At 60.6% G+C, this 23,174-nt stretch carries 20 protein-coding genes; 11 read left to right on the top strand and 9 right to left on the bottom strand.

The window, feature by feature from the left end; translation table 11 throughout:
- Positions 1-236 precede the first annotated feature (236 nt).
- From Q7C33_RS14195 to Q7C33_RS14175, 5 genes are read right to left on the bottom strand one after another with little or no spacing between them, the layout of a single operon-like run.
- Complete coding sequence (locus Q7C33_RS14195) at positions 237-614, bottom strand: response regulator (RefSeq protein ID WP_030142671.1); 378 nt, start codon at positions 612-614, stop codon at positions 237-239.
- Positions 607-1,872 carry a hybrid sensor histidine kinase/response regulator gene (locus Q7C33_RS14190; protein WP_407683588.1) on the bottom strand — a complete coding sequence of 422 codons (1,266 nt, stop codon included), beginning with the start codon at positions 1,870-1,872 and terminating at the stop codon, positions 607-609. Before Q7C33_RS14190 ends, Q7C33_RS14195 begins: the two co-directional genes overlap by 8 nt.
- A gap of 5 nt (positions 1,873-1,877) precedes the next feature.
- Positions 1,878-2,465, bottom strand: coding sequence for a chemotaxis protein CheB (locus Q7C33_RS14185; protein ID WP_407683587.1), 588 nt, complete (start codon positions 2,463-2,465; stop codon positions 1,878-1,880).
- Positions 2,462-3,277, bottom strand: a complete 816-nt coding sequence (locus Q7C33_RS14180) for a CheR family methyltransferase (protein ID WP_030142674.1) — start codon at positions 3,275-3,277, stop codon at positions 2,462-2,464. The genes Q7C33_RS14185 and Q7C33_RS14180 overlap by 4 nt, the downstream gene beginning before the upstream one ends.
- A complete protein-coding gene (locus Q7C33_RS14175) occupies positions 3,277-6,762 on the bottom strand; it encodes a response regulator (protein ID WP_407683586.1) in 3,486 nt (1,161 codons plus the stop codon). The genes Q7C33_RS14180 and Q7C33_RS14175 overlap by 1 nt, the downstream gene beginning before the upstream one ends.
- A gap of 259 nt (positions 6,763-7,021) precedes the next feature.
- On the opposite strand from Q7C33_RS14175, the gene Q7C33_RS14170 reads away from it, so the two are divergent.
- The 10 genes from Q7C33_RS14170 (at position 7,022) to Q7C33_RS14125 (ending at position 18,490) form a co-directional block, all read left to right on the top strand.
- Positions 7,022-7,393 carry a response regulator gene (locus tag Q7C33_RS14170; protein ID WP_030142676.1) on the top strand — a complete coding sequence of 124 codons (372 nt, stop codon included), beginning with the start codon at positions 7,022-7,024 and terminating at the stop codon, positions 7,391-7,393.
- Positions 7,394-7,468: 75 nt separating this feature from the next.
- Entirely contained in the window at positions 7,469-8,758 is a 1,290-nt protein-coding gene (locus tag Q7C33_RS14165; protein WP_407683585.1) for a glycosyltransferase family 4 protein, read from the top strand.
- 83 nt (positions 8,759-8,841) lie between these two features.
- Entirely contained in the window at positions 8,842-9,747 is a 906-nt protein-coding gene (locus Q7C33_RS14160) for an AraC family transcriptional regulator (protein ID WP_030142678.1), read from the top strand.
- Positions 9,748-10,079: 332 nt separating this feature from the next.
- Positions 10,080-11,390 (top strand): ABC transporter substrate-binding protein, encoded by a 1,311-nt coding sequence (locus Q7C33_RS14155; RefSeq protein WP_030142679.1) that lies wholly within the window; start codon positions 10,080-10,082, stop codon positions 11,388-11,390.
- Between the two features lie 145 nt (positions 11,391-11,535).
- Positions 11,536-12,468, top strand: a complete 933-nt coding sequence (locus tag Q7C33_RS14150; protein ID WP_030142680.1) for a carbohydrate ABC transporter permease — start codon at positions 11,536-11,538, stop codon at positions 12,466-12,468.
- 10 nt (positions 12,469-12,478) lie between these two features.
- Complete coding sequence (locus Q7C33_RS14145) at positions 12,479-13,309, top strand: carbohydrate ABC transporter permease (protein WP_030142681.1); 831 nt, start codon at positions 12,479-12,481, stop codon at positions 13,307-13,309.
- Positions 13,310-13,348: 39 nt separating this feature from the next.
- The gene (locus Q7C33_RS14140) at positions 13,349-14,452 is read left to right on the top strand and encodes an ABC transporter ATP-binding protein (RefSeq protein ID WP_198796947.1); all 1,104 of its coding nucleotides are present in this window, start codon (positions 13,349-13,351) and stop codon (positions 14,450-14,452) included.
- 18 nt (positions 14,453-14,470) lie between these two features.
- Positions 14,471-15,952: a mannitol dehydrogenase family protein gene (locus tag Q7C33_RS14135; protein WP_217861881.1), complete on the top strand. Its 1,482-nt coding sequence runs from the start codon at positions 14,471-14,473 to the stop codon at positions 15,950-15,952.
- Between the two features lie 99 nt (positions 15,953-16,051).
- Entirely contained in the window at positions 16,052-17,539 is a 1,488-nt protein-coding gene (gene xylB / locus Q7C33_RS14130; RefSeq protein WP_198796949.1) for a xylulokinase, read from the top strand.
- 12 nt (positions 17,540-17,551) lie between these two features.
- Positions 17,552-18,490 (top strand): carbohydrate kinase family protein, encoded by a 939-nt coding sequence (locus Q7C33_RS14125; RefSeq protein WP_217861879.1) that lies wholly within the window; start codon positions 17,552-17,554, stop codon positions 18,488-18,490.
- A 67-nt stretch (positions 18,491-18,557) separates the two neighbouring features.
- Here the strand turns inward: Q7C33_RS14125 and Q7C33_RS14120 are convergent, their stop codons facing one another.
- The 4 genes from Q7C33_RS14120 to Q7C33_RS14105 form a co-directional block, all read right to left on the bottom strand.
- Entirely contained in the window at positions 18,558-18,836 is a 279-nt protein-coding gene (locus Q7C33_RS14120) for a DUF1652 domain-containing protein (protein ID WP_030142686.1), read from the bottom strand.
- A gap of 381 nt (positions 18,837-19,217) precedes the next feature.
- A complete protein-coding gene (gene ilvA / locus Q7C33_RS14115; protein ID WP_407683584.1) occupies positions 19,218-20,225 on the bottom strand; it encodes a threonine ammonia-lyase, biosynthetic in 1,008 nt (335 codons plus the stop codon).
- Between the two features lie 301 nt (positions 20,226-20,526).
- On the bottom strand, positions 20,527-21,675 hold the full coding sequence (locus Q7C33_RS14110) for a PQQ-dependent sugar dehydrogenase (protein WP_407683583.1): 1,149 nt from the start codon (positions 21,673-21,675) through the stop codon (positions 20,527-20,529).
- Between the two features lie 41 nt (positions 21,676-21,716).
- Entirely contained in the window at positions 21,717-22,058 is a 342-nt protein-coding gene (locus Q7C33_RS14105; protein ID WP_030142689.1) for a hypothetical protein, read from the bottom strand.
- Between the two features lie 223 nt (positions 22,059-22,281).
- On the opposite strand from Q7C33_RS14105, the gene ku reads away from it, so the two are divergent.
- Complete coding sequence (ku, locus tag Q7C33_RS14100) at positions 22,282-23,172, top strand: non-homologous end joining protein Ku (protein WP_198796951.1); 891 nt, start codon at positions 22,282-22,284, stop codon at positions 23,170-23,172.
- The last annotated feature ends 2 nt before the right edge of the window (positions 23,173-23,174 follow it).

Raw genomic sequence — 23,174 nt, 5'->3', positions numbered from 1 at the left:
TGATCTTGATCTTGATCTTGGCGCCCCGTAAAACCACGCTGGCCGGAGTGAGGGCATGCCGAGCCTAGGCGAGGCACCGAGTGGTGGGGCAAAGCCTTTTTGGTTACTTTTTTGGCGTCTGAAAAAAGTGACCCGCCGTAAGGGCGGAACCGCCAGCGGCCGTTACCGCAGAAACGGATATGTACTCAATCAGCTGTTACCGCAGAAATGGCTATACGCAACCCGCACCAAAAGAACTAAGACAACATCCCCTGCATAATGCCCTGCAACACATCCAAATCAAACGGCTTGTCCAAAATCGGCGCCTTGCGCGTAATCGGACTGTCAGTCTCACGCACTTCCTGCGCATAACCACTGATGAAAATAACCTTCAAGTCCGGACGCAACCTCACCGCAGGCTCAGCAATCTGCACCCCGGAAATGCCACCGGGCAAGCGGAAGTCAGTGATCATCATGTCCAGATGAGGCTTGCTCGCCAGGATCTCGAACGCCTGCTCACCGTTTTCGGCTTGCAACACCCGATAACCCTCGCCGGACAAGTAGGCCGACAGCACCATCAGGATCGATGGGTCATCCTCGACGATCAGTACAACGTCTTGCGCATCTTCACTCATGAGAAGCCTTTGTTGGATCAATAGCTGCTGATACGACCTTGGGGTCGCTCAGAGGTTGCGTCCGTTCGCCAGTTTTCTGAAAAGGCAGACAAACGCGGAATAACGCCCCTTCGTTGAGGCGACTATTGACCGTGATGATACCGCCGTGGGCGGTGACGATCTGCTCGGAGATGAACAGCCCCAACCCCAGGCCCGTCGCGGCAGCCTTGGAGGACACCCGTTCGAATTGCTGGAAAATGCGCGCCTGGTTCTCTTCGCTGATGCCGATGCCATGGTCCTGGACTTCGACGCAGGCATTATCGGGCGTCTGGTAGACCCGCACCTCGATCGGACTCTTGCTGCCATAGCGCAACGCGTTGGTCAAAAGGTTCGAAACCACCTGCTCGATGCGAAACTCATCCCAATGCCCTTCCACCGATGATTCGGCGGTACAGGTCACCGTGCATTCGGCGGCGGCGATCTGCGGCTGGAAGTTATGCAGCAGGTTCTGCACCAGCGCCGTCAAGTTGAAGCGAGTCGGACGGATGGACAGCTTGCCGGTGCGAATCCGCGACACGTCCAGCATGTCTTCGATCAAGCGGATCAGGCTCTTGATCTGGCGCTCGTCACGCTCGACCATCGCCTTCACCTTGTCCAGGGTGAACGCCGCGGCGTTGTCCCGGGCCAGGTGCATCTTGCGCAACTGCGTTTCCAGGATCAGCCCGTTGAGCGGCGTACGCACCTCATGGGCGACGATCGACATGAAGTCGTCACGCATGCGCACCGCCTGTTCGAGCTCGCTGCGGGTGACTTGCAGTTGCTGAAGCAGTTGCTCCTGCTCCCGACGGCTCTGCTCGAGGGCAATCACCTGCTCCTTCATCGCCTTGCGCTGGCGATAAAGCTCGACGAATACGTTGACCTTGCTTTTGACCGCATGGTTGTCCAGTGGCTTGTGCAGGAAATCCACCGCGCCATTCTCGTAGCCAGTGAAGGCGTAGTTGCGCTCGCGGCCGGCGGCGCTGACGAAGATGATCGGGATACTGCGGGTCTTTTCCGTGCCGCGCATCAGCTCGGCCAGTTCGAAACCGTTCATGCCCGGCATCTGTACGTCGATGATTGCCAGGGCAAAATCATGTTGCAACAGCAGGGACAATGCTTCGTCCGCCGACAACGCTTTATAGACCTGACGGTCGTCGCGTTTGATCAACGCTTCCAGGGCCAACAGATTCTCAGGCAGATCATCGACGATCAGCAGTTTGGCTTGAATATCTCTTGGCATGTGATTCATTCCAGGCCGGCCAGCAATTGGCCGATGCCCTGCAAAGTGAGGATGTGGTCGGGCTCGTGCAAGGTAAGTGCCGCTTCGGGCATGGTTGGGACCTGCGCCTCCTCCGGGTCCTGGACAACCGTGATGCCACCCAGCGCCTTCACCTTGGCCAGACCCCGTGCGCCATCGCTATTGGCACCGGTCAGCACGACTGCCAGCAAATGACGGCCATAGACATCGGCGGCCGACTCGAACAACACATCAATGGAGGGGCGAGAGTGGTGCACCGGTTCTTCCAGGCTCAAGGACAAGCTACGGTCAGCCTCGATCGACAGGTGATAACCGGGCGTCGCAACGTATAAGGTTCCGGGCACGATGTCCTGTTTATCCCGGGCTTCCTCCACCGGTACCGCGAGGCGATGACCGAACACCGGGGCAAGCTGGCTGTTGCGCTCGTCCGGCAGATGCAACACCACCAGGATTGGCAAGCTGAACCCTGGGCGCAATCGGCTGAACACTTTCAGCAGCGCTTCGACGCCGCCGGCAGACGCGCCGACGACAATGGCCTCGATCGCGGGCCTGGACCTGTCCGTCATTGATTTCATAACTTGCGATAGATCCGTTCCTGTTTGACCAACGGTTCAAATTGCTTGCCAAACACCGAAAAATCCAGCGTTTCCTTGCTGCCCAACACCAGGAAACCACGATGGCAGAGGGATTCGTGGAACAAGCCGAAGGCACGATCTTGCAGTTTTTTATTGAAATATATCAATACGTTACGACAGGAAATTAACTGTGTTTCCGAGAAAACGCTATCGGTCGCCAGGCTGTGGTCGGCAAACGTCACGTTCTGGCACAAGGTTTTATCGAACATGGCGTAATCGTAGGCGGCAGTGTAGTAATCGGCAAATGACTGCCGGCCTCCCGCCCGCTGATAGTTTTGCGTGTAGGCCCTGACGTTTTCCAAGGAGAAAATGCCTTGCTTGGCCTTTTCCAACGACCGCGGATTGATGTCCGTCGCGTAGATGAGCGTGCGCTCCAGCAGCCCCTCCTCGCGCAGCAGGATCGCCATGGAGTAGACCTCTTCCCCGGTGCTGCAGCCGGCGATCCAGATCTTGATCGAGGGATAGGTCTTGAGCAGCGGCACCACTTCCTCGCGGATCGCCAGGAAATGCGAGGGGTCGCGGAACATCTCGCTGACGGGGATCGTCAGCAATTGCAGCAATTGCATGAAGGCCCCCGGATCATGCAGCACCCGCTCCTGCAGCGCCGAGATGGTCTTGCAATCGAACTGGCTCAACGCATGCAGGACCCGGCGCTTGATGGAAGCGCCGGAGTAATCACGGAAGTCGTAGCTGTACTTCAGGTAGATCGCTTCGATCAACAGACGAAGTTCAATGTCAGTGTTACGTTCCACTAAATTCTTTCCATATTCGGCAACCACACGCGAATCAGTGAAAACAGGCGATCCAGGTCGATCGGCTTGGCCAGGTAATCGTTGGAGCCGGCCGCCAGGCACCGCTCCTGGTCATCTTTCATGGCCTTGGCCGTCACCGCGATGATGGGCAGTTTCTGCCAGCGTGGGTCCTTGCGGATCAGCGTGGTGGCTTCAAAGCCATCCATCTCGGGCATCATCACGTCCATCAGCACCAGGTCGATGTCCTCGACTTCATTCAGGCGTTCGATCGCCTCGTAGCCGTTACGACCGATGACCACGATCGCGCCTTTCGCCTCCAGGGCGCTGGTCAGGGCAAAGATGTTGCGCACATCGTCATCCACCAACAGCACCTTGCGGCCTTCGAAAACCTTGTCGCGGCTGCGGGCAGTCTGAAGCATCCGCTGCCGTTCATGTGACAGCCTGGATTCGACTTTGTGCAGAAAGAGTGTCACTTCGTCCAGCAGGCGCTCCGGCGAACGTGCGCCCTTGATGATGATCGAGCGCGAATACTTGCGCAGTTCGGCTTCTTCATCGCGCGTCAGGTTGCGCCCGGTGTAGACGATCACGGGCGGGAACGAACAGATCTCTTCGGTGGACATGCGCTTGAGCAGATCGTTACCGAGCATGTCTGGCAGCTTGAGGTCGATGATCATGCAGTCATAGACGTTGTCGCGCAGCAGATCCAGGGCTTGCTGGGCGAGGCCGACGGCGGTGATCTCGATGTCTTCGTCGCCGATCAGGCGAGTAATGCTGTCGCGCTGCAGGTCATCGTCTTCCACCAGCAGCACCCGCTTGACCTTCTGGGTCAGCTTGGCCTCCAGGCGCGCGAACACGTCCTTGAGCTCCTCGCGGGTGGTCGGCTTGACGGCGTAACCGATGGCGCCCATGTGCATCGCCGCTTCGACGCGGTCCTCGACGGAAATGACATGCACCGGGATGTGCCGGGTGGCAGCCTGTTCCTTGAGACGTTGCAGCACCGTCAGCCCGGAATGGTCCGGCAGGCGCATGTCCAGCAGGATCGCGTCGGGGCTGAGCCGTGAGGCCAGGTCAAACCCTTCGTCGGCACCGTGGGCCACCAGGCATTGATAGCCAAGTTCATGGGCCAGGTCGAACAGGATCCGGGCAAACTTGGGCTCGTCTTCGATGACCAGGATGCAACGGCTGTCGAAAGGCGCCTTCTCGCGGTCATCAGCGAATTGCGGGACAGGCGCCTCCACCTCGGCGACCAACGGCGCCAGCGCGAGTGCGGGCGCCTGGACCGGTGTCGGCGACGCTGCCGGCGGGCTGAACGTCATCGGCGCGATAGGGTTGTCCCCGGGTTCAACGTAGCGCCCAGGCATTGCCAGCGTGAACTCACTGCCCTGCCCTGGCGCACTGGTCACCGAGATGGAACCGCCCAGCAACGTCGCCAGGTCCCGGGAAATCGACAGCCCCAGCCCCGTGCCGCCGTAACGGCGATTGGTGGTGCCGTCGGCCTGGCGGAACGCCTCGAAGATGCTCTGCTGCTGGTCGGCGGCGATACCAATCCCCGAGTCGCGGACCATGAACGCGATGCCGCCACCCGGCTGGCCCGCCACGTTGAGCCGGACAGAGCCGTGTTCGGTGAACTTCACCGCATTCGACAACAGGTTCTTGAGCACCTGTTCCAGGCGCTGGCGATCGGTGTACAGCATCGCCGGCGCATCGGGCTGCACCTGCACGTCGAAGTCCAGGCCTTTCTCCCTCGCCAACGGCGTGAACAGATCGCGCAGCCCTTCCACCAGGCGCGCAACGCCGGTGTTTTCCGGGCGCACCTCCAGCTTTCCGGCCTCGACCTTGGAGATATCGAGAATGTCGTTGATCAGATTCAGCAGGTCATTGCCGGCGGAGTAGATCGACTCAGCGAACTTGACCTGCTCTTCGCTGAGGTTCTTGTGCGGGTTTTCCGCCAGCAACTTGGACAAGATCAACGAGCTGTTCAGCGGGGTGCGCAGTTCATGGGACATGTTGGCCAGGAACTCGGACTTGTACTTGCTCGAACGCTGCAGCTCTTCGGCGCGCTCCTGCAACTGGATCTGGGCCAGGTTCAGCTCGCTGTTCTTCTGATCCATGGCGTCGCGCTGTTCGGCCAACTGCTCGTTGGTCTGTTCCAACTCCTGTTGCTGGGCTTCCAGGTGCGCCTGGGATTCCTTGAGGATGCGCGACTGCTCTTCCAATTCCTCGTTCGCGGTCTTGAGCTCTTCCTGCTGCACTTGCAGCTCTTCGTTCAACTGCTGGGTCTCGGCCAATACTTCTTGCAGGCGCTGGCGATAACGAGCCGCTTCGATGGAGGTGCCAATGTTGCCGGCCACCAGCTCCAGCAATTCGATGTCCCGCTCGGTCAAGGGCCGCAGGAAACCCAACTCGACGACGCCGTTGATGCGGTCGTCGTCACGGGTCGGCACCACCAGCACGCAGTTGGGTCGTCCCTTGCCGAGCCCGGAACTGACTTTCAGGTAGTCGCCCGGGACATCATCAAGACGAATGACGCGGCCTTGCCGCACGGCCTGTCCGACGATGCCTTCGCCGTCGATGATGACCTGTTGCTGCTCGTCATCCTCCCGGGACATGCCGTAGGTAGCGACGCGCCGGAGGACGCCGTTTTCTTCTCGCGCATAAAGTGCCGCGACCACGGTGTCCAGGTATTGCGCGCAGAACTGCAGGATGTTGCGGCCGAGCAGGTTCAGGGTCAGTTGCCCCAGGACCTGCTCGGCCAACTGAGTCTGCCCGTTGCGCAGCCACGCTTGTTTTTCCAGGTGGGCGGCGCTCTGCTGCTGGACCTGGAGGGTCGCGCTATAGCTGCGCGACAGGTTCAACAGGTCCCGGCGACCAACGTAGGCCAATAGCCCACTGACGGCCACGACAAACAGCAAGTACAGCGAGATACTCCAGACCGTCGTGGTGCGCACTTGCTCGTTGCGCTGGGCGCGCAGTTGCTGTTCGGTTTCGACGACGTCCTCGAAGGTCTTGCGTATCTCGTCGGTCAATCGCTTGCCGCGCCCGGCCTTTACAGCGCCTCGGTAATCACCGCTGCTGCGTTGCAGATCGATCATGCTCTGGGCGTAGTTGCCCCATTCCACCTGGAGCGCCTGGATCTTGTGCAGACGGTCAGTCTGCACGGGATTGTCGGCTGTCAGTTCCAACAATGTATCCAGTGCCACCGCGATGCGCGGCTTGGCCACCTCGTAGGGATCGAGAAAGTGCTCGTCGCCGCTCAACAAATAGCCGCGCATGCCGGTTTCAAGGTCCACGCTCAGCTTCATGGCGTCGTTGACGTTGTTGAGGACCCGATCGGTGTGCCCGACCCACTGGATCACCGACAGCAGGTACGTGATCAACGCAATGAAAAACACGGCGCTGAGGGCGCCCATGCCCAGGGGCAGGCTGATATTGCGGCTCAGGAGCTTGCGAAAACTGTGCTCGTCGACCGAAGACGAAAGAGGCATTGGAAATGGCCCTGGTGAATAGTTGAAAACCGTGGAGTTTGCCCAAAAACACGGGTTGGATCCACACTTCCGACAAGTCCAGGACGCAAATCCCCAGGCCGTTAGCCTGGGTCTCAAGGATGCGACTATCCTTGTCAGCTCTTGTACTATAGATCCTTTCTTGTACAAGTTCGGGAACTTGTGCCGCCTCGCGACTTACTCAAGCATACGGCCGGTTCTTTACCATGCCCTCCCGATTCCATCTTCCGAGAAGTCTATTATGTCCGTCCCCGCTCCTGTCACCCCTCCCACCATTCTGGTAGTCGAAGACGACAGCATCGTGCGCATGTTGATTGTCGATGTGCTGGAAGAGCTGGAATACAAGGTGTTGGAGGCAGAAGGTTGCGAAGAGGCGCTGGCGCTGTTGAAAGATACGGACCGTTCCATCGATCTGATGATGACCGACGTCAACATGCCGATCATGGACGGTCGTGAACTTGCAAAAGAAGCACGCAGCGTACGCCCCGGCCTTCCTATCCTGTTCGCCAGCGGCTACGCCGAAAGCATCGACGTGCCGGAAGGCATGAACGTGATTGGCAAACCGTTCTCCATTGATCAATTGCGCGACAAGGTCAAAAGGATTCTTTCTTGAGCCCAGGCGCATTCTTGTTCACTATCGGCGCCCCGCGCGCCGACTGCGCCTGAACCGCTCCAAGGATTACCCGCCATGCCTCATCCCACCACCAAAGTCCTGGTTATCGGCTATGTCTGGCCCGAGCCACGCTCATCGGCGGCGGGTGGGCATGTCATGCAACTGCTGGAAGCCTTTGTCGGACAAGGCTGGGACATCACCTTCAGCAGCCCCGCCAAGCCCGGTGAAAACCGCGCCGACCTGATCGGCCTGGGCATCCGGGAAGTACCGATCGAACTCAATAACAGCAGTTTCGACGCGTTCATCACTGAACTGGTGCCGGATATCGTCCTGTTCGACCAATTCATGATGGAGGAGCAGTTTGGCTGGCGAGTCGAGAAACACTGCCCCGACGCCCTGCGCGTGCTGGAAACCTCGGATTTGCAAAGCCTGCGTCACGCACGGCATCAGCGGCTCAAAGATCGCTTGAAGGCTGATGAAGCCTCCCAGGACTTCAGCGACCTGTTCGCCCCGGCCCTGCGCGAAGAATTCGAGCTGATGGCCGACACCGACCTCGCCAAGCGGGAAGTTGCCGCCTTGTTCCGTTGCGACCTGAACCTGATGGTGTCTGAATTCGAAATCGAGCTGCTGGTGGAACATTTCAGGGTCCCCCGCGAGCTGCTGCTCTGGTGCCCGTTGATGCTGGATTTGCCCACCGAACCGTTCAGCCCCTTCGAAGCCCGCGCGCATTTCCTCAGCATCGGCAATTTCCGCCACGCACCGAACTGGGACGCCGTGCTCTGGATGAAGAACGCGGTGTGGCCGCTGATTCGCCAACGATTGCCCGGTGCCCAGCTGCACCTCTACGGCGCTTACACTCCGCCGAAGGCCGCAGCGCTGCACAACCCGACCCAGGGCTTTCATATCATGAACTGGGCCGAGGATGCCTTGCAGGTCATGTCCGCGGCGCGTATCTGCCTGGCGCCGCTGCGTTTCGGCGCCGGCATCAAGGGCAAGCTGATCGAAGCCATGCTCTGCGGCACACCCAGCGTCACCACGCCCATCGGCGCCGAAGCCATGCACGGCGCAATGCCCTGGCCCGGTGAGATCGCACAGAGCGCCGAGGACATCGCCAACGCCGCCGTGCAGTTGTATACCGACCCGGCCCGCTGGGCCCATGCCCAAGAGGCGGGGCTGGCCTTGCTGGCGGAGCGTTTCCGTCGGCAGGTCCACGCTCCTGCGCTGATCGACAGCCTCAACGCCTGCCGCGCCGACCTGGCACGACGCCGCCGGGACAACTTCATCGGCAGCATGCTGCGCCACCACCAGCACAAGAGTACCCAGTACATGTCCCAATGGATCGAGGAAAAGAACCGCAACAGCTGAGCCAGCCTTCGTTCGCCAGGGCTGGAACCCGGACGGCGAAGGGGGCATTATCCAGCGGCGATAACAACAAAAGCGCCAGGTACATGACCCGCACAGCCAGAGTCACCGACCCTTCCTACGAGTTGATGGACGATCATAACGGCCTGTCCATCATCTACCGCCAGCACGGTTTCCCCTGCCCGCTGGTGCGCTGGCATTTCCACAAGGAATACGAGCTGCACCTGATCGTCGCGAGTTCGGGCAAGGTCTTCATCGGCGATTACATCGGCAACTTTTCCCCGCAGTCGCTGTTCCTCACCGGCCCCAACCTGCCCCACAACTGGATCAGCCAGGTGGAGGAGGATGAAGTGGTGCCCAAGCGTGACATGCTGGTGAATTTCACCGATGAGCTGTTCGAAAGCGGCAACCAGGTATTTGCCGAACTCAAGACCCTGGCGCCGCTGCTGGAACGGGCTCAATACGGCATCGAGTTCCGCTGCAAGCGCACCGTCCGCCAGGCGATGATACTCATGCAGCGCATTGCCGATTCCCAAGGCATGAGCCGACTGGGTTATTTTTTCATCCTCATGGAATTGCTGGCGAGCTGCGACGACTACCAACTGCTTTCAGGCGCCACCTCCACGCAAGCGGCGGACGAGCACAGCATTGACCGTACCAACCGTGCGGTGGATTACATTTTCGCCCACTACGCCCGCGAATTGCCCCTGGAGGAAGTGGCCGAGCATCTGGGCATGAAACCCACCTATTTCAGCCGGGTTTTCAAGCAAGCCACCGGGCGCTGCTTCATCGAATTCGTCAATCGCCTGCGCATCAGCAAATCCTGCGAGCTGCTGGCCGATGGCGACAAACCGGTGACGGACGTGTGCTTTGAATCGGGTTTCAACAATATTTCCAATTTCAACCGGCGCTTCCAGCAACTCAAGGGCATGACCCCTTCTCATTACCGGCGGCTGGCGGTGCAACGGTTGACCGAGCAGAACCAGGGCTGAACACCCTGGGACAGCTCCCGTGGCGAGGGGATTTAGCGAAACGTCGCACCGCCCCGCTGGGCTGCGCAGCAGCCCCATGTATGTCTGCCAGTGCGTTGTATCAGACAGGACTCGGGGGCCGCTTCGCGCCCCAGCGGGGATAAATCCCCTCGCCACAATTCCCATCACCACAAAACTATCCAGTGCAAAAAAGTATCAGTAAAAGTGTGACGGATGATTTGTCACACCGTTCATTGAGGGCTGTAATCAGCGCACATTCTTCCACTCATCCGGAAGACACAAAAACAATAACTGTCCTTCTGCAGCCCGTGGGCGCGGAAAAGGAGTGCGCGATGAAACCTTCGGTAAAAGCTCTGCTTGTCTCCACCTGCATGACCCTCAGCAGCGTCAGTTTCGGCGCACAAACCCTGACCATTGCCACCGTCAACAACAGCGACATGATCCGCATGCAAAAGCTCTCGAAGACCTTCGAGGCCGAGCACCCGGACATCAAGCTGAACTGGGTGGTGCTCGAAGAAAACGTCCTGCGCCAGCGCCTGACCACCGACATCGCCACCCAGGGCGGGCAATTCGACGTGCTGACCATTGGCATGTACGAAGCTGCACTCTGGGGCGCCAAGGGCTGGTTGGAACCCATGAAAGACCTGCCGGCTTCCTACGACCTGGAGGACGTCTTCCCTTCCGTGCGCGATGGTTTGTCGGTCAAGGGCTCGCTGTACGCCCTGCCGTTCTATGCCGAGAGTTCGATCACCTATTACCGCACGGACCTGTTCAAGGATGCCGGGCTGACCATGCCCGAACACCCGACCTGGACCCAGATTGGCGAGTTCGCGGAAAAACTCACCGACAAATCCAAGGAACAATATGGCCTGTGCCTGCGGGGCAAGGCCGGTTGGGGCGAGAACATGGCGCTGATCACCACCCTCGCCAACGGCTTTGGTGCGCGCTGGTTCGATGAGAAGTGGCAGCCGCAGTTCAATGGACCCGAGTGGAAGGATGCGCTGAACTTCTACGTCGACAACATGAAGAAATCCGGCCCGCCGGGCGCGTCCAGCAACGGTTTCAACGAGAACTTGGCGCTGTTCAACAGCGGCAAGTGCGCGGTCTGGGTCGATGCCAGCGTCGCCGGTTCGTTCGTGACCGACAAGACCCAGAGCAAGGTGGCCGATCACGTTGGGTTCACCTTCGCGCCCCACGAGAAAACCGACAAGGGCACCTCGTGGATGTACTCCTGGTCCCTGGCGATTCCGACCAGCTCCAAAGCCAAGGATGCGGCCAAGGTCTTCACCACTTGGGCAACGTCCAAGGAGTACGGTCAGTTGGTCGCCAAGACCGACGGCATTGCCAACGTCCCACCGGGTACCCGCACCTCGACCTACAGCGACGAATACATGAAGGCCGCACCGTTTGCCAAGGTGACGCTGGAATCGTTGAAAGTTGCTGACCCGAAAGCCCCGACCCTCAAGCCCGTGCCCTACATCGGCATCCAGTTGGTGACCATCCCCGAGTTCCAGGCCATCGGCACCCAGGTGGGCAAATTCTTCTCGGGCGCGCTGACCGGCCAGCAGACCGTGGACCAGGCCTTGACCGCCGCGCAGTCCACCACTGAACGCGAGATGAAGCGCGCTGGGTATCCCAAGTAATCCGCTTTTCGCCTTTATGTGGGAGCGAGCTTGCTCGCGATGAGTTCGGCACAATCAACATTTTTGTTGCCTGACGCTCCGCCATCGCGAGCAAGCTCGCTCCCACAGTGGATTTTCGTAGGCCTGTCTAAATCGGTTCAATGCCATGAATACTTCAACAACGACAGTCAAAGCCCCCATCGAAATAGCCCCGCCAGCCCGCAAGATCCGCCTGGCCAACCCCGGCTGGTTCCTGGTCAGCCCTTCGGTCGCCTTGTTGCTGCTGTGGATGATCGTGCCGCTGGGCATGACCGTCTATTTCTCGATGATCCGCTACAACCTGCTCTATCCCGGCGAAAACGAATTCGTCGGGCTGGAGAACTTCACTTATTTCCTGACCGACTCGGGTTTCATGCCCGGTGCCACCAATACGTTGCTTTTGGTAGGCAGCGTGCTGTTGATCAGCATCGTCCTCGGGGTGTTGATCAGCGCGCTGCTGGAAGCCAGTGAGTTTTTTGGCCGCGGCATCGTCCGGGTGTTGCTGATCTCGCCGTTCTTCATCATGCCCACCGTCGGCGCGCTGATCTGGAAAAACCTGATCTTCCACCCGGTCTCGGGCATCCTCGCCTCGGTGTGGAAGCTATTCGGGGCCCAGCCGGTGGACTGGCTGGCCCATTACCCGCTGCTGTCGATCATTATCATCGTGTCGTGGCAATGGCTGCCCTTCGCGATCCTGATCCTGATGACCGCCATGCAGTCCCTCGACCAGGAACAGAAAGAAGCCGCCCGCCTCGACGGTGCCGGCCCCATAGCGATCTTCTGGCACCTGACCCTGCCGCACCTGGCCCGCCCGATTGCCGTGGTGGTGATGATCGAGACCATTTTCCTGCTGTCGGTGTTCGCCGAAATCTTCACCACCACCAACGGCGGCCCCGGCTACGCCTCCACTAACCTCGCCTACTTGATCTACAACCAGGCGCTGGTGCAGTTCGACGTCGGCATGGCGTCGGCCGGTGGCCTGATCGCCGTGGTGATCGCCAACATCGCTGCCATCATCCTGGTCCGGATGATCGGCAAAAACCTCACCGACAAGCATTGAGGCCGTCGCCATGACTCTTCAACAATCCCGTCGCCTGCAAAGCCTGCTGTTGGGCACGCTGGCTTGGGCCATCGCGATCGTGATCTTCTTTCCGATCTTCTGGATGGTGCTGACCAGTTTCAAGACCGAAATCGACGCCTTCGCCACGCCGCCGCAGTTCATTTTCGCGCCGACGCTGGAGAACTACCTGCACATCAACGAGCGCAGCAACTACTTCAGCTTCGCCTGGAACTCGGTGGTGATTTCCTTCAGCGCCACCGCCCTTTGCCTGCTGATCGCGGTGCCGGCGGCCTACTCCATGGCGTTCTATGAAACCCAGCGCACCAAAGGCACCCTGCTGTGGATGCTCTCCACCAAGATGCTGCCACCGGTGGGCGTGCTGATGCCGATCTACTTGCTCGCCAAGCAGTTTGGCCTGCTGGACACCCGGATTGCGCTGATCATCATCTACACGCTGATCAACCTGCCGATCGTGGTCTGGATGATTTACACCTACTTCAAGGACATCCCGCGCGACATCCTCGAAGCTGCGCGCCTGGACGGTGCCACCCTGTGGCAGGAAATGGTCCGCGTGCTGCTGCCGATTGCCAAGGGCGGCCTGGCCTCCACCGTGTTGCTTTCGCTGATCCTGTGCTGGAACGAGGCGTTCTGGTCGCTGAACCTCACCTCCTCCAAGGCCGCGCCGCTGACGGCGTTGATCGCCTCGTATTCCAGCCCGGAAGGTTTGTTCTGGGCCAAGTTGTCCGCCGTCTCGACCCTGGCCTGCGCGCCGATCCTGATTTTCGGCTGGATCAGCCAGAAACAGCTGGTGCGCGGTTTGTCCTTCGGCGCGGTGAAGTAACGCGCCCTATACCATTATCAGAAGTGGAGGCCCATCATCATGGCCAACCTGAAAATCAAGAATCTGCAAAAAGGCTTCGAAGGATTTTCCATCATCAAGGGCATCGACCTTGAGGTGAACGACCGTGAATTCGTGGTCTTTGTCGGCCCATCGGGCTGCGGCAAGTCCACGTTGCTGCGGCTGATTGCCGGCCTGGAAGAGGTCAGCGACGGCACCATCGAACTGGACGGCCGCGACATCACCGAAGTCAGCCCGGCCAAGCGCGACCTGGCGATGGTGTTCCAGACCTACGCCTTGTACCCGCACATGAGCGTGCGCAAGAACATGTCCTTCGCCCTCGATCTGGCCGGCGTGCCCAAGGCCGACGTCGAGAAGAAGGTCAACGAAGCGGCGCGCATCCTCGAACTGGGGCCGATGCTGGAGCGCAAGCCCAAGCAACTGTCAGGTGGTCAGCGCCAGCGCGTGGCGATCGGCCGGGCCATCGTGCGCAATCCGAAGATTTTCCTGTTCGACGAGCCGTTGTCCAACCTCGACGCCGCCCTGCGGGTGCAGATGCGCCTGGAACTGGCGCGCCTGCACAAGGAACTGCAAGCGACGATGATCTACGTGACCCACGACCAGGTCGAAGCCATGACCCTGGCCGACAAGGTAGTGGTGCTCAACGGAGGGCGCATCGAACAGGTCGGCTCGCCGCTGGAGCTGTACCACCAGCCCGCCAATCTGTTCGTCGCCGGGTTCCTCGGCACGCCGAAGATGGGTTTTCTCAAAGGCAAGGTCACTGCTCTGGACAGCCAGGGTTGTGAAGTGCTGCTGGATGCCGGCACGCGCATCAACCTGCCGCGCAGTGGCGCCAACCTGAGCGTTGGCGGTGCCGTGACCCTCGGCATCCGCCCTGAACACCTGAACCTGGCCCAGCCGGGCGACTGCACGCTACGCGTCACCGCCGATGTCAGCGAGCGCCTGGGCAGCGACACCTTCTGCCACGTCGTCACCGCGTCCGGCGAAGCCTTGACCATGCGGGTGCGTGGCGACCTGGCGAGCCGTTTCGGCGAGCAACTGGACCTGCACCTGGACGCCGAACACTGCCACTTATTCGATGCCGAGGGCGTTGCGGTTTCCCGCGCGCTGCGCGCCGCCGCCTGATTGCCGAGATTTTTTGCGATGAAACTCAACCGACAGAACCTGCACAACCTCAACGCCGAGGTCGTCCTGCCCGCCTACAACCTGGGCGACCGTCGCCAAGGCATCGCCCACATCGGCGTCGGCGGTTTCCACCGGGCGCACCAGGCGTACTACACCGATGCGCTGATGAACACTGGAGAAGGTCTCGACTGGGCCATTTGCGGCGTAGGCCTGCGCGCCGAAGATCGCCGCGCCCGGGATGACCTGGCCGGCCAGGACTACCTGTTCACCCTGTATGAATTGGGCGACACCGACGACACCGAAGTCCGCGTGATCGGCGCCATCACCGACATGCTGCTGGCCGAAGACGGCGCCCAGGCGCTGATCGACAAACTGGCCGACCCGCAGATTCGCATCGTCTCGCTGACCATCACCGAGGGTGGCTATTGCATCGACGACAGCAACGGCGAGTTCATGGCCCATCTGCCGCAGATCCAGCACGACCTGAGCCACCCCGACGAACCGAAAACCGTGTTCGGCTTTCTTTGCGCCGCCCTGGCCAAGCGTCGCGCGGCGGGCATCCCGGCGTTCACCCTGATGTCTTGCGACAACCTGCCCCACAACGGCGCCGTCGCGCGCAAGGCACTGCTCGCCTTTGCCGCGTTGCGCGACCCCGACCTGGGGCAATGGATCGGCCAGAACGTGGGTTTTCCCAACGCCATGGTCGATCGCATCACCCCGATGACCAGCAGCGCCCATCGTCTGCAATTGCATGACGAGCACGGCGTCGATGACGCTTGGCCGGTGGTCTGCGAACCGTTCGTGCAGTGGGTATTGGAAGACAAGTTCGTCAACGGTCGCCCGGCCTGGGAGAAAGTCGGCGTGCAGTTCACCGACGACGTATCGCCCTATGAAGAGATGAAGATCAAGCTGCTCAACGGCAGCCACCTCGCCCTGACCTACCTGGGCTTCCTCAAGGGCTATCGCTTCGTCCACGAAACCATGAATGACCCGCTGTTCGTGCGCTATATCCGCGCCTACATGGACCTGGATGTGACGCCGCAACTGGCGCCCGTGCCCGGCATCGACCTGACGGAATACAAGGACACCCTGGTGGAGCGCTTCTCGAACCAGGCCATCGCCGACCAGCTGGAACGGGTCTGTTCGGACGGTTCGTCGAAATTCCCGAAATTCACCGTACCGACGATCAATCGGCTGATTGCCGACGGGGGCGAGACCCGCCGTGCCGCACTGGTCGTCGCGGCCTGGGCCGTGTACCTGAAGGGCGTGGATGAAAATGGCACAACCTATTCGATTCCCGACCCACGGGCGGCGTTCTGCCAGGCGCTGGTGGCCGACGATGTGCTGGTGACCCAGCGGATGCTGGACGTGGAAGAAATTTTTGGCACGGCGATTCCCCGTTCACCCGAATTCGTGGCAGCCTTCGAGTGGTGCTGCAACAGCTTGCGCGAGCATGGGGTGACGAGAACGCTTGAGCGAGTGCTGGCTGACCAAGGCTAGGTACGATCCGCTTTTGTGGCGAGGGAGCTTGCTCCCTCGCCACAGGTAAAGCCGTTAACCGCAGGTTCTGTGTTTTGCTCTTTTGACCCGAGGATTTCCATGGCAAACCAACAATTGTTCCTGGGTATCGACTGCGGCACCCAAGGCACCAAGGCGCTGATCCTCGATGCGATCAGCGGCGAGGTACTCGGCCAGGGCGCCGCTGGCCACAGCATGATCAGCGGTGCCAACGGTCGCCGTGAACAGGACACCCAGCAGTGGCTCGACGCTTTCACCCAGGCGACTCATCAGGCCTTGAATGCCGCCGGGGTCGATGGAAACGCGATCCTTGGCATCGGGGTGTCCGGCCAACAGCACGGGCTGGTGCTGCTGGATGACCAAGGCGAGGTGCTGCGCCCGGCCAAGTTGTGGTGCGACACCGAGACCACGGCGGAAAACGACCGTCTGTTGGCGCACCTCGGCGGCGAAGGCGGCGCCCTTGAACGCCTCGGCGTGGTCATCGCGCCCGGCTACACCGTGTCCAAACTGCTGTGGACCCAAGAGCAGCATCCGCAAATTTTCGACCGTATCGCCAGCGTCCTGTTGCCCCACGATTACCTCAATTACTGGCTCACCGGCCGCCATTGCAGCGAATACGGCGACGCCTCGGGCACCGGCTATTTCAACGTGCGCACCCGCCAATGGGACATGGAACTGCTACGGCATATCGACCCCAGCGGCCGGCTGCAATCGGCGCTGCCCGAACTGATCGAGGCTCACCAGCCTGTCGGCAGGATCCTGCCCGAAATCGCCACGCACCTGGGCCTCAACCCCGAAGCCGTGGTGTCCAGCGGTGGCGGTGACAACATGATGGGCGCCATCGGCACCGGCAACATCCAGCCCGGCGTCATCACCATGAGCCTCGGCTCCTCCGGCACCGTGTATGCCTATGCAGCGGATCCCACCGTCAGCCCGCAAGCGTCGGTGGCAACGTTCTGTTCTTCGAGCGGCGGCTGGTTGCCGCTGATCTGCACCATGAACCTGACCAATGCCACCGGGGCCGTGCGCGAGCTGCTGGAATTGGATATCGATAGCTTCAACACCCTGGTGACCCAGGCACCGATCGGCGCCGAGGGCGTCTGCATGCTGCCATTTCTCAATGGCGAGCGCGTCCCCGCCCTGCCCCATGCCACCGGCAGCCTCCTGGGCCTGACGACCACCAACCTGACCCGGGCCAATCTGTGCCGCGCAGTCGTCGAGGGCACGACCTTCGGCCTGCGCTATGGCCTCGACCTGCTACGCGCCAACGGGCTCAAGGCCGAGAGCATCCGCCTGATCGGCGGTGGCTCGAAGAGTGCGGTATGGCGGCAGATCGTCGCCGACATCATGGACACCACGGTCATCTGCACCGAGCAGAGCGAGGCGGCCGCCCTCGGCGGCGCGATCCAGGCGGCGTGGTGTCATGGCAATGCGCAAGAATCCCTGGCTGAGTTGTGCCAGCGCTGCGTCAAGCTCGATCCGGCCAGCGAAACCCGGCCCGTCACCGAACATGTCACGGCGTCGCAACACGCCTACGAACGTTACCGGCAACACGTCGCAACCCTTTGAGAGCAGGCAATTATGTATTTGGTGTGTGGTGAGGCGCTGTTTGATTTTTTCAGCGCAAACGATGCTGGAGCGCCAGCGTCGCAAGTGAATTACAAGGCGATCGCGGGTGGCTCGCCGTTCAACGTGGCGGTGGGGTTGCGTCGGCTGGGGGTCGAGTCGGCGCTATTTACCGGGCTTTCCACGGACTATCTGGGGCGTCGCTTGCAGCAAGTGCTCGTCAATGAAGGCGTCAACACACAATTTGCCCACGATTTCGACGCGCCAACGACCTTGGCCATGGTCGCCGTCGGGGCCAATGGTTCGCCGCACTACAGCTTTCGTGGCGAAGGCTGCGCCGACCGACAACTGAGCCTGGCACATCTGCCGGTGCTGGGTCCCGAGGTACGCGGCCTGCATGTCGGCTCGTTTTCCCTGGTGGTGCAACCGGTGGCCGACACGCTGCTGGCGCTCGTGCAACGGGAAAGCGGCAAGCGCCTGATCAGCCTGGACCCCAACGTGCGGCTCAACCCGCAACCGGATATCGAGCTGTGGCGCTCGCGGATCGCGACGTTGGTGCGCTACGCCGACCTGATCAAAGTCAGTGACGAAGACCTGAACCTGCTGTATCCAGACCGGGACCCGCAGGAGGTGATCGATGGATGGCTGGAGCACCGTTGCCAGTTGGTGTTCCTGACCCGTGGCGGCCAGGGCGCGACGGCGTTCAGCCGTCAGCATGGCGTATGGTCCCTGCCCGCCTGCCCAGTGACCATCGCCGATACGGTGGGCGCGGGAGATACCTTCCAGGCGGCGTTGATCGCCTGGCTCACGGAGCACAATCTGGATTCAGTGGAAGCAGTGAATTCGCTGGAACGGGAACACATCGACAGCATGCTGGCGTTCGCCATGGGTGCCGCGGCGTTGACGTGTGGGAGGAATGGGCCTGACCTGCCCTATCGCGAACAATTGAACTAAGCGGATCGAAACCGGACGCTGGGCTCGAACTCATCGATCCCGGCGTCAGGTTCAGGAAGGAACGTAATTAACGGCCGCTCATCCGGTGCTGTTGCTGGAAGTAGTTGCCGCCGCTATTGCCATGGTCCAGCTCTGTACGCAGCTCGGCAATCAGATCGTTGATGGCCCGGCAGCCTGTCAGCTTGGTGGCATCGATATCACTTTTGATCAGCGCTACGCGGTCGGTTTCGTGATCGTCGTAAATCTTGATCGTCATGGAAAGATCCGGGGACAACGTGCATTGCGAGCGCTTGGGCAGCAAGCTGCTTTCAATGATGTTTCGCATTTCGAGGGCAGATAAAAACATGGCAACTCTCTCCTGTTGAGGCAGCCAACTTATGTTCACGACGGCGGAATTTTCGTCCGATTCTTCCCTGCGGACAGGACTACGAATGCCGTGCCGTTCGTTCATCTTGGCGTTGTTGTGTTGTTAAAGCTCGTTATTCGAACTCTCGAATCAACTCGCAAAAAATATGCCCTTACCTCGATACATCGACACTGTTGCAAATCAATTACTTAGCAAAAACATCAAGCGAGACGGTCATGCAATTTGCACGCAAGCGGCGTTTTATCCATGCAAAGTGCAACTGGCCCGGCCTGCCTGATTGCTCAGACTAGCCACTATTTCGATTGCACACCTGTGCGTTCGTCGCCTGCTTCAAAAAAATCACGATGCCCCGGCACATTCTCAAGAAACCGCCACGCCAGCACGCTCCACCACGTGGCGCAGCGTGTCGAAATTGATGTTGGCGCCCGAGTTGATACCCACCAGCGTCTCGCCTGACGCTGCGCTTTGCGCCACGTATTGCTTGATCCCCGCCACCGCCAACGCGCCTGATGGCTCGGTGATCGAGCGGGTGTCGTCATAGATGTCCCTGATCGCCGCGCAAAGCTCGTCATCGCTGACCGTCATGACCTCATCGACACAGAAACGACAGATATCGAAGCCATATTCGCCGATCTGCGCCACCGCCACGCCATCGGCGAAGGTGCCCACGCTCGGCAGCGTCACCCGCTTACCGGCTGCCATCGCCGCCTGCAGGCAGGCGGAATGTTCGGACTCGACGCCGATGATGCGGATTTCCGGACGCAGATATTTGATATACGCCGCCACTCCCGCGATCAGCCCGCCGCCGCCCACCGGCACGAAAACAGCGTCCAACTGGCCTGGATGCTGGCGCAGGATCTCCATCGCGACGGTTCCCTGGCCGGCGATGACATCCGGATCGTCAAACGGCGAGATGAATTCACGCCCAGTCTGTCGAGCCAGGTCCAACGCAAACGCCAGGGCGAACGGGAAGCTCTCTCCGTGCAGCAACGCTTCGGCGCCTCGACTGCGCACGCCCGATACCTTCAGTTGCGGTGTGGTCCGGGGCATGACGATGCTGGCCGAGATGCCCAATTCCCGTGCGGCCAACGCCACGCCCTGGGCATGATTGCCCGCCGACGCGGTGATAACGCCTCGGGCACGCTGTTCTGGCGTCAGTTGCACCAGCTTGTTGTAGGCCCCGCGAATCTTGAAGGAGAACGTTGGCTGCAGGTCTTCCCGCTTGAGCAGGATCCGGTTGCCCAAGGCTTGGGACAACGCCGGGGCTGCCTGCAATGGCGTGGGGATCGCCAGTTCGTAGACCGGAGCGGCGAGTATCTTCTTGACGTAGTGCTCCAGCAGGGTTTGCTCGGCGCTGGTGGGGGTCATAGTGGTCTCCTGGTTCGGATCAGGCCCAGGAGACAGAAAGAAAAAACCCGCCTCTAGGGCGGGTTGGGTGCACTCGTGAGCTAGCCCGCCAAATAAGGAATGGCGGTAATAATGCTTGGCTGGCTGCGCAGTACGGTGGAAGTCATGGCTGGAAATTAAACCGGGCGTAGCGCCACGTCAACAACTGTGGGAGCGAGCTTGCTCGCGATAGCTGTGGGCCAGCCAAGATTGATATCAACTGACACACCGCTATCGCGAGCAAGCTCGCTCCCACATTTTGTGGCCGATGAAGTCTTGGAGGTTATTTCAGCCCGACCTTGTACAGCGCGCCATCGTCCTCGTCGGTCAACACATAGAGGAAACCATCCGGTCCCTGGCGGACATCGCGGATACGTTCCTTGAGCCCGCCCAGCAGGCGCTCTTGGTGGACGACCTTGTCGCCATCGAACTCCAGCCGAATCAGGTCCTGCGACACCAACGCACCGATGAACGCATTGCGTTGCCAAGGCTTGAATCGATCACTGTCGTAGAACGCCATGCCGCTGAGCCCCGGCGACACCTGCCAGACATGGTGCGGCCCGACGGTGCCTTCGACGGTCTTGCCCTGGGCCTCGGGAATCGGCGCGCCGGAATAGTTGTCGCCGTGGGTCGCCAGCGGCCAGCCATAGTTCTTGCCGCGTTCGATGATGTTCAGCTCGTCGCCGCCCTTGGGCCCATGCTCGTTTTCCCAGAGTGTTCCGTTCCACGGGTTGAGCGCAGCGCCCTGAGGGTTGCGCAAGCCGTACGACCAGATCTCCGGGCGGACATTTTTCTGGCCGACAAAGGGGTTGTCGTCCGGCACCTTGCCGTCGGGGTAGATCCGCGCGATCTTGCCCTGCAGCTTGTCCAGGTCCTGGGCGGTCGGCCGGTCGTTGTTTTCCCCCAGGGTGATGAAGAGGTAGCCGTCGCGGTCGAATACCAGGCGGGAACCGAAGTGGTTGCCCGTCGAAAGCTTGGGTTGCTGGCGGAAGATCACGTCGAAGTTGTCCAGGCGCTTCAGGTCCTTGGATAACTGCCCCCGGCCAACGGCAGTGCCGGCCTTGCCGTCCTCACCGGCCTCGGCATAGGACAAATACACCGTGCGGTCCTGCTTGAAGTCCGGCGACAGCACCACGTCCAGCAAGCCGCCCTGCCCCTTGGCCCAGACCTCGGGAACGCCGCTCAACGGCGCGGACAACTTCCCTTCGGCGCTAACCCAACGCAGGTTGCCGGGGCGCTCCGTCACCAGCATGCCCTGTTGCTCCGGCAGGAACGCAGCCGACCAGGGATGCTCCAGCCCCCTGACAACGGTGGTGACCTCGACGGTGCCTTCCTCACTCTTGAATGTCTGGACCTGCGCGGCCGAAGCCGCTGTGGCGAAGGCCAGTACAGCGCTTGCACAAAGGGTGGTCATCAGGGTTTTACGCAACATGCACACTTCCTTCTGTGGTGATGGGTAGATCAGACGGCGCCTCAGCGATTGCCATTGTTCGGGTTCCTGGGCGGCGTCGGTGATTCGAGGGTGGGGCGCGGCGAGCCCGGTGGCGGGCCGGAGCGCGGATAGCCATTGCCGATGCCGCCATTTTCCAAGGTGGGTGGCCGAGGAACGGGCACGGTCGGGTTGTCACGTAGCGTCGGCACGTTGGGCTGGGTGCCCTGCATGCTGTTGGGATTGGCCCGGCGAATCGGGCTGTTGTAGGGATTGTTGTTGCCCGGCAAGTTCTGCGCCAGGAGCACGGGACCGTGACCAGGCGTAGTTGCCTGGACGGCGGTACTCATCAATAACCCTGCGATGGCGAACATCAGCCTGTTCATGGGACACCTCCCGGATTCACGGATACGGCACCGATATATCGAAAGCACGCTACGCCGCAGGTTCGCTGTTGTCAGGCGAAATGTCCGGACGAAGATGTAACCAAGCGTCTCGGATTTTGGACAAACCCAGGCGCCAACCGCAGCCAACCGGCGCCGGATGGAAACTTTTCCAAATCTCCCAGTGTCACCAGAGAGACCATTCACCGGTAAGGAAATCTGCACCATGGCACGGGCAATCTGGAAAGGCGCAATCAGTTTCGGACTGGTCCACATCCCCGTGGCGCTGGTGTCGGCCACGGCCTCCCAAGGGGTGGATTTCGACTGGTTGGACAAACGCACCATGGACCCGGTGGGCTATAAGCGCGTCAACAAGACCACGGGCAAGGAAGTGACCAAGGACGACATCGTCAAGGGCGTCGAATACCAGAAAGGCCAGTATGTGTTGATCAGCGAGGAGGAAATTCGCGCCGCCCACCCCAAGTCCACCCAGACCATCGACATTTTCTCTTTCGTCGACAGCGAAAAAATTCCCCTGCAGAACATCGACAAACCTTACTTCCTGGCGCCTGACAAGCGTGGCGGCAAGGTCTATGCGCTGCTGCGCGAGACGCTGCTCAAGACCAACAAGGTCGCCCTGGCAAATGTAGTGTTGCATACCCGCCAGCACCTGGCGGCGCTCATGCCGCTGGAATCGGCCCTGGTGCTGGTGATGCTGCGCTGGCCCGCCGAGGTGCGCGAGCTCGACGTCCTGGAACTGGGCGACGAAGTCACCAGCCCGACGCTGGCCAAGGGCGAGCTGGACATGGCCAAGCGCCTGGTGGAAGACATGAGTGGCGACTGGGAGCCGCAGGAATATCGCGACAGCTTCCAGGAAAAGATCATGGAACTGGTGGAGAAAAAGGCCACCGAAGGCCGGCTCGAAGCAGTGGAAACCGACCCCGGCGAAGAACAACGCAAGACCGCCGACGTCATCGACCTTACCGAGCTGCTCAAGCGCAGCCTGGGAGGCAAAGGCAAGGCGCCCGACAAGTCCGCCGAAAAACCCGCGGCAAAATCGACGAAAACACGCAAATCCGCTCCAGCTAAAAAAGCCACCAAGGCCTCCCGGGGCTGAAC

The sequence above is a fragment of the Pseudomonas sp. BP11-1-1 genome, assembly GCF_052112105.1.
Taxonomy (GTDB): domain Bacteria; phylum Pseudomonadota; class Gammaproteobacteria; order Pseudomonadales; family Pseudomonadaceae; genus Aquipseudomonas; species Aquipseudomonas alvandae.
The sequence above is the reverse complement of the archived record's forward strand: the minus strand, read 5'-3'. Positions and strand labels throughout refer to the sequence as shown.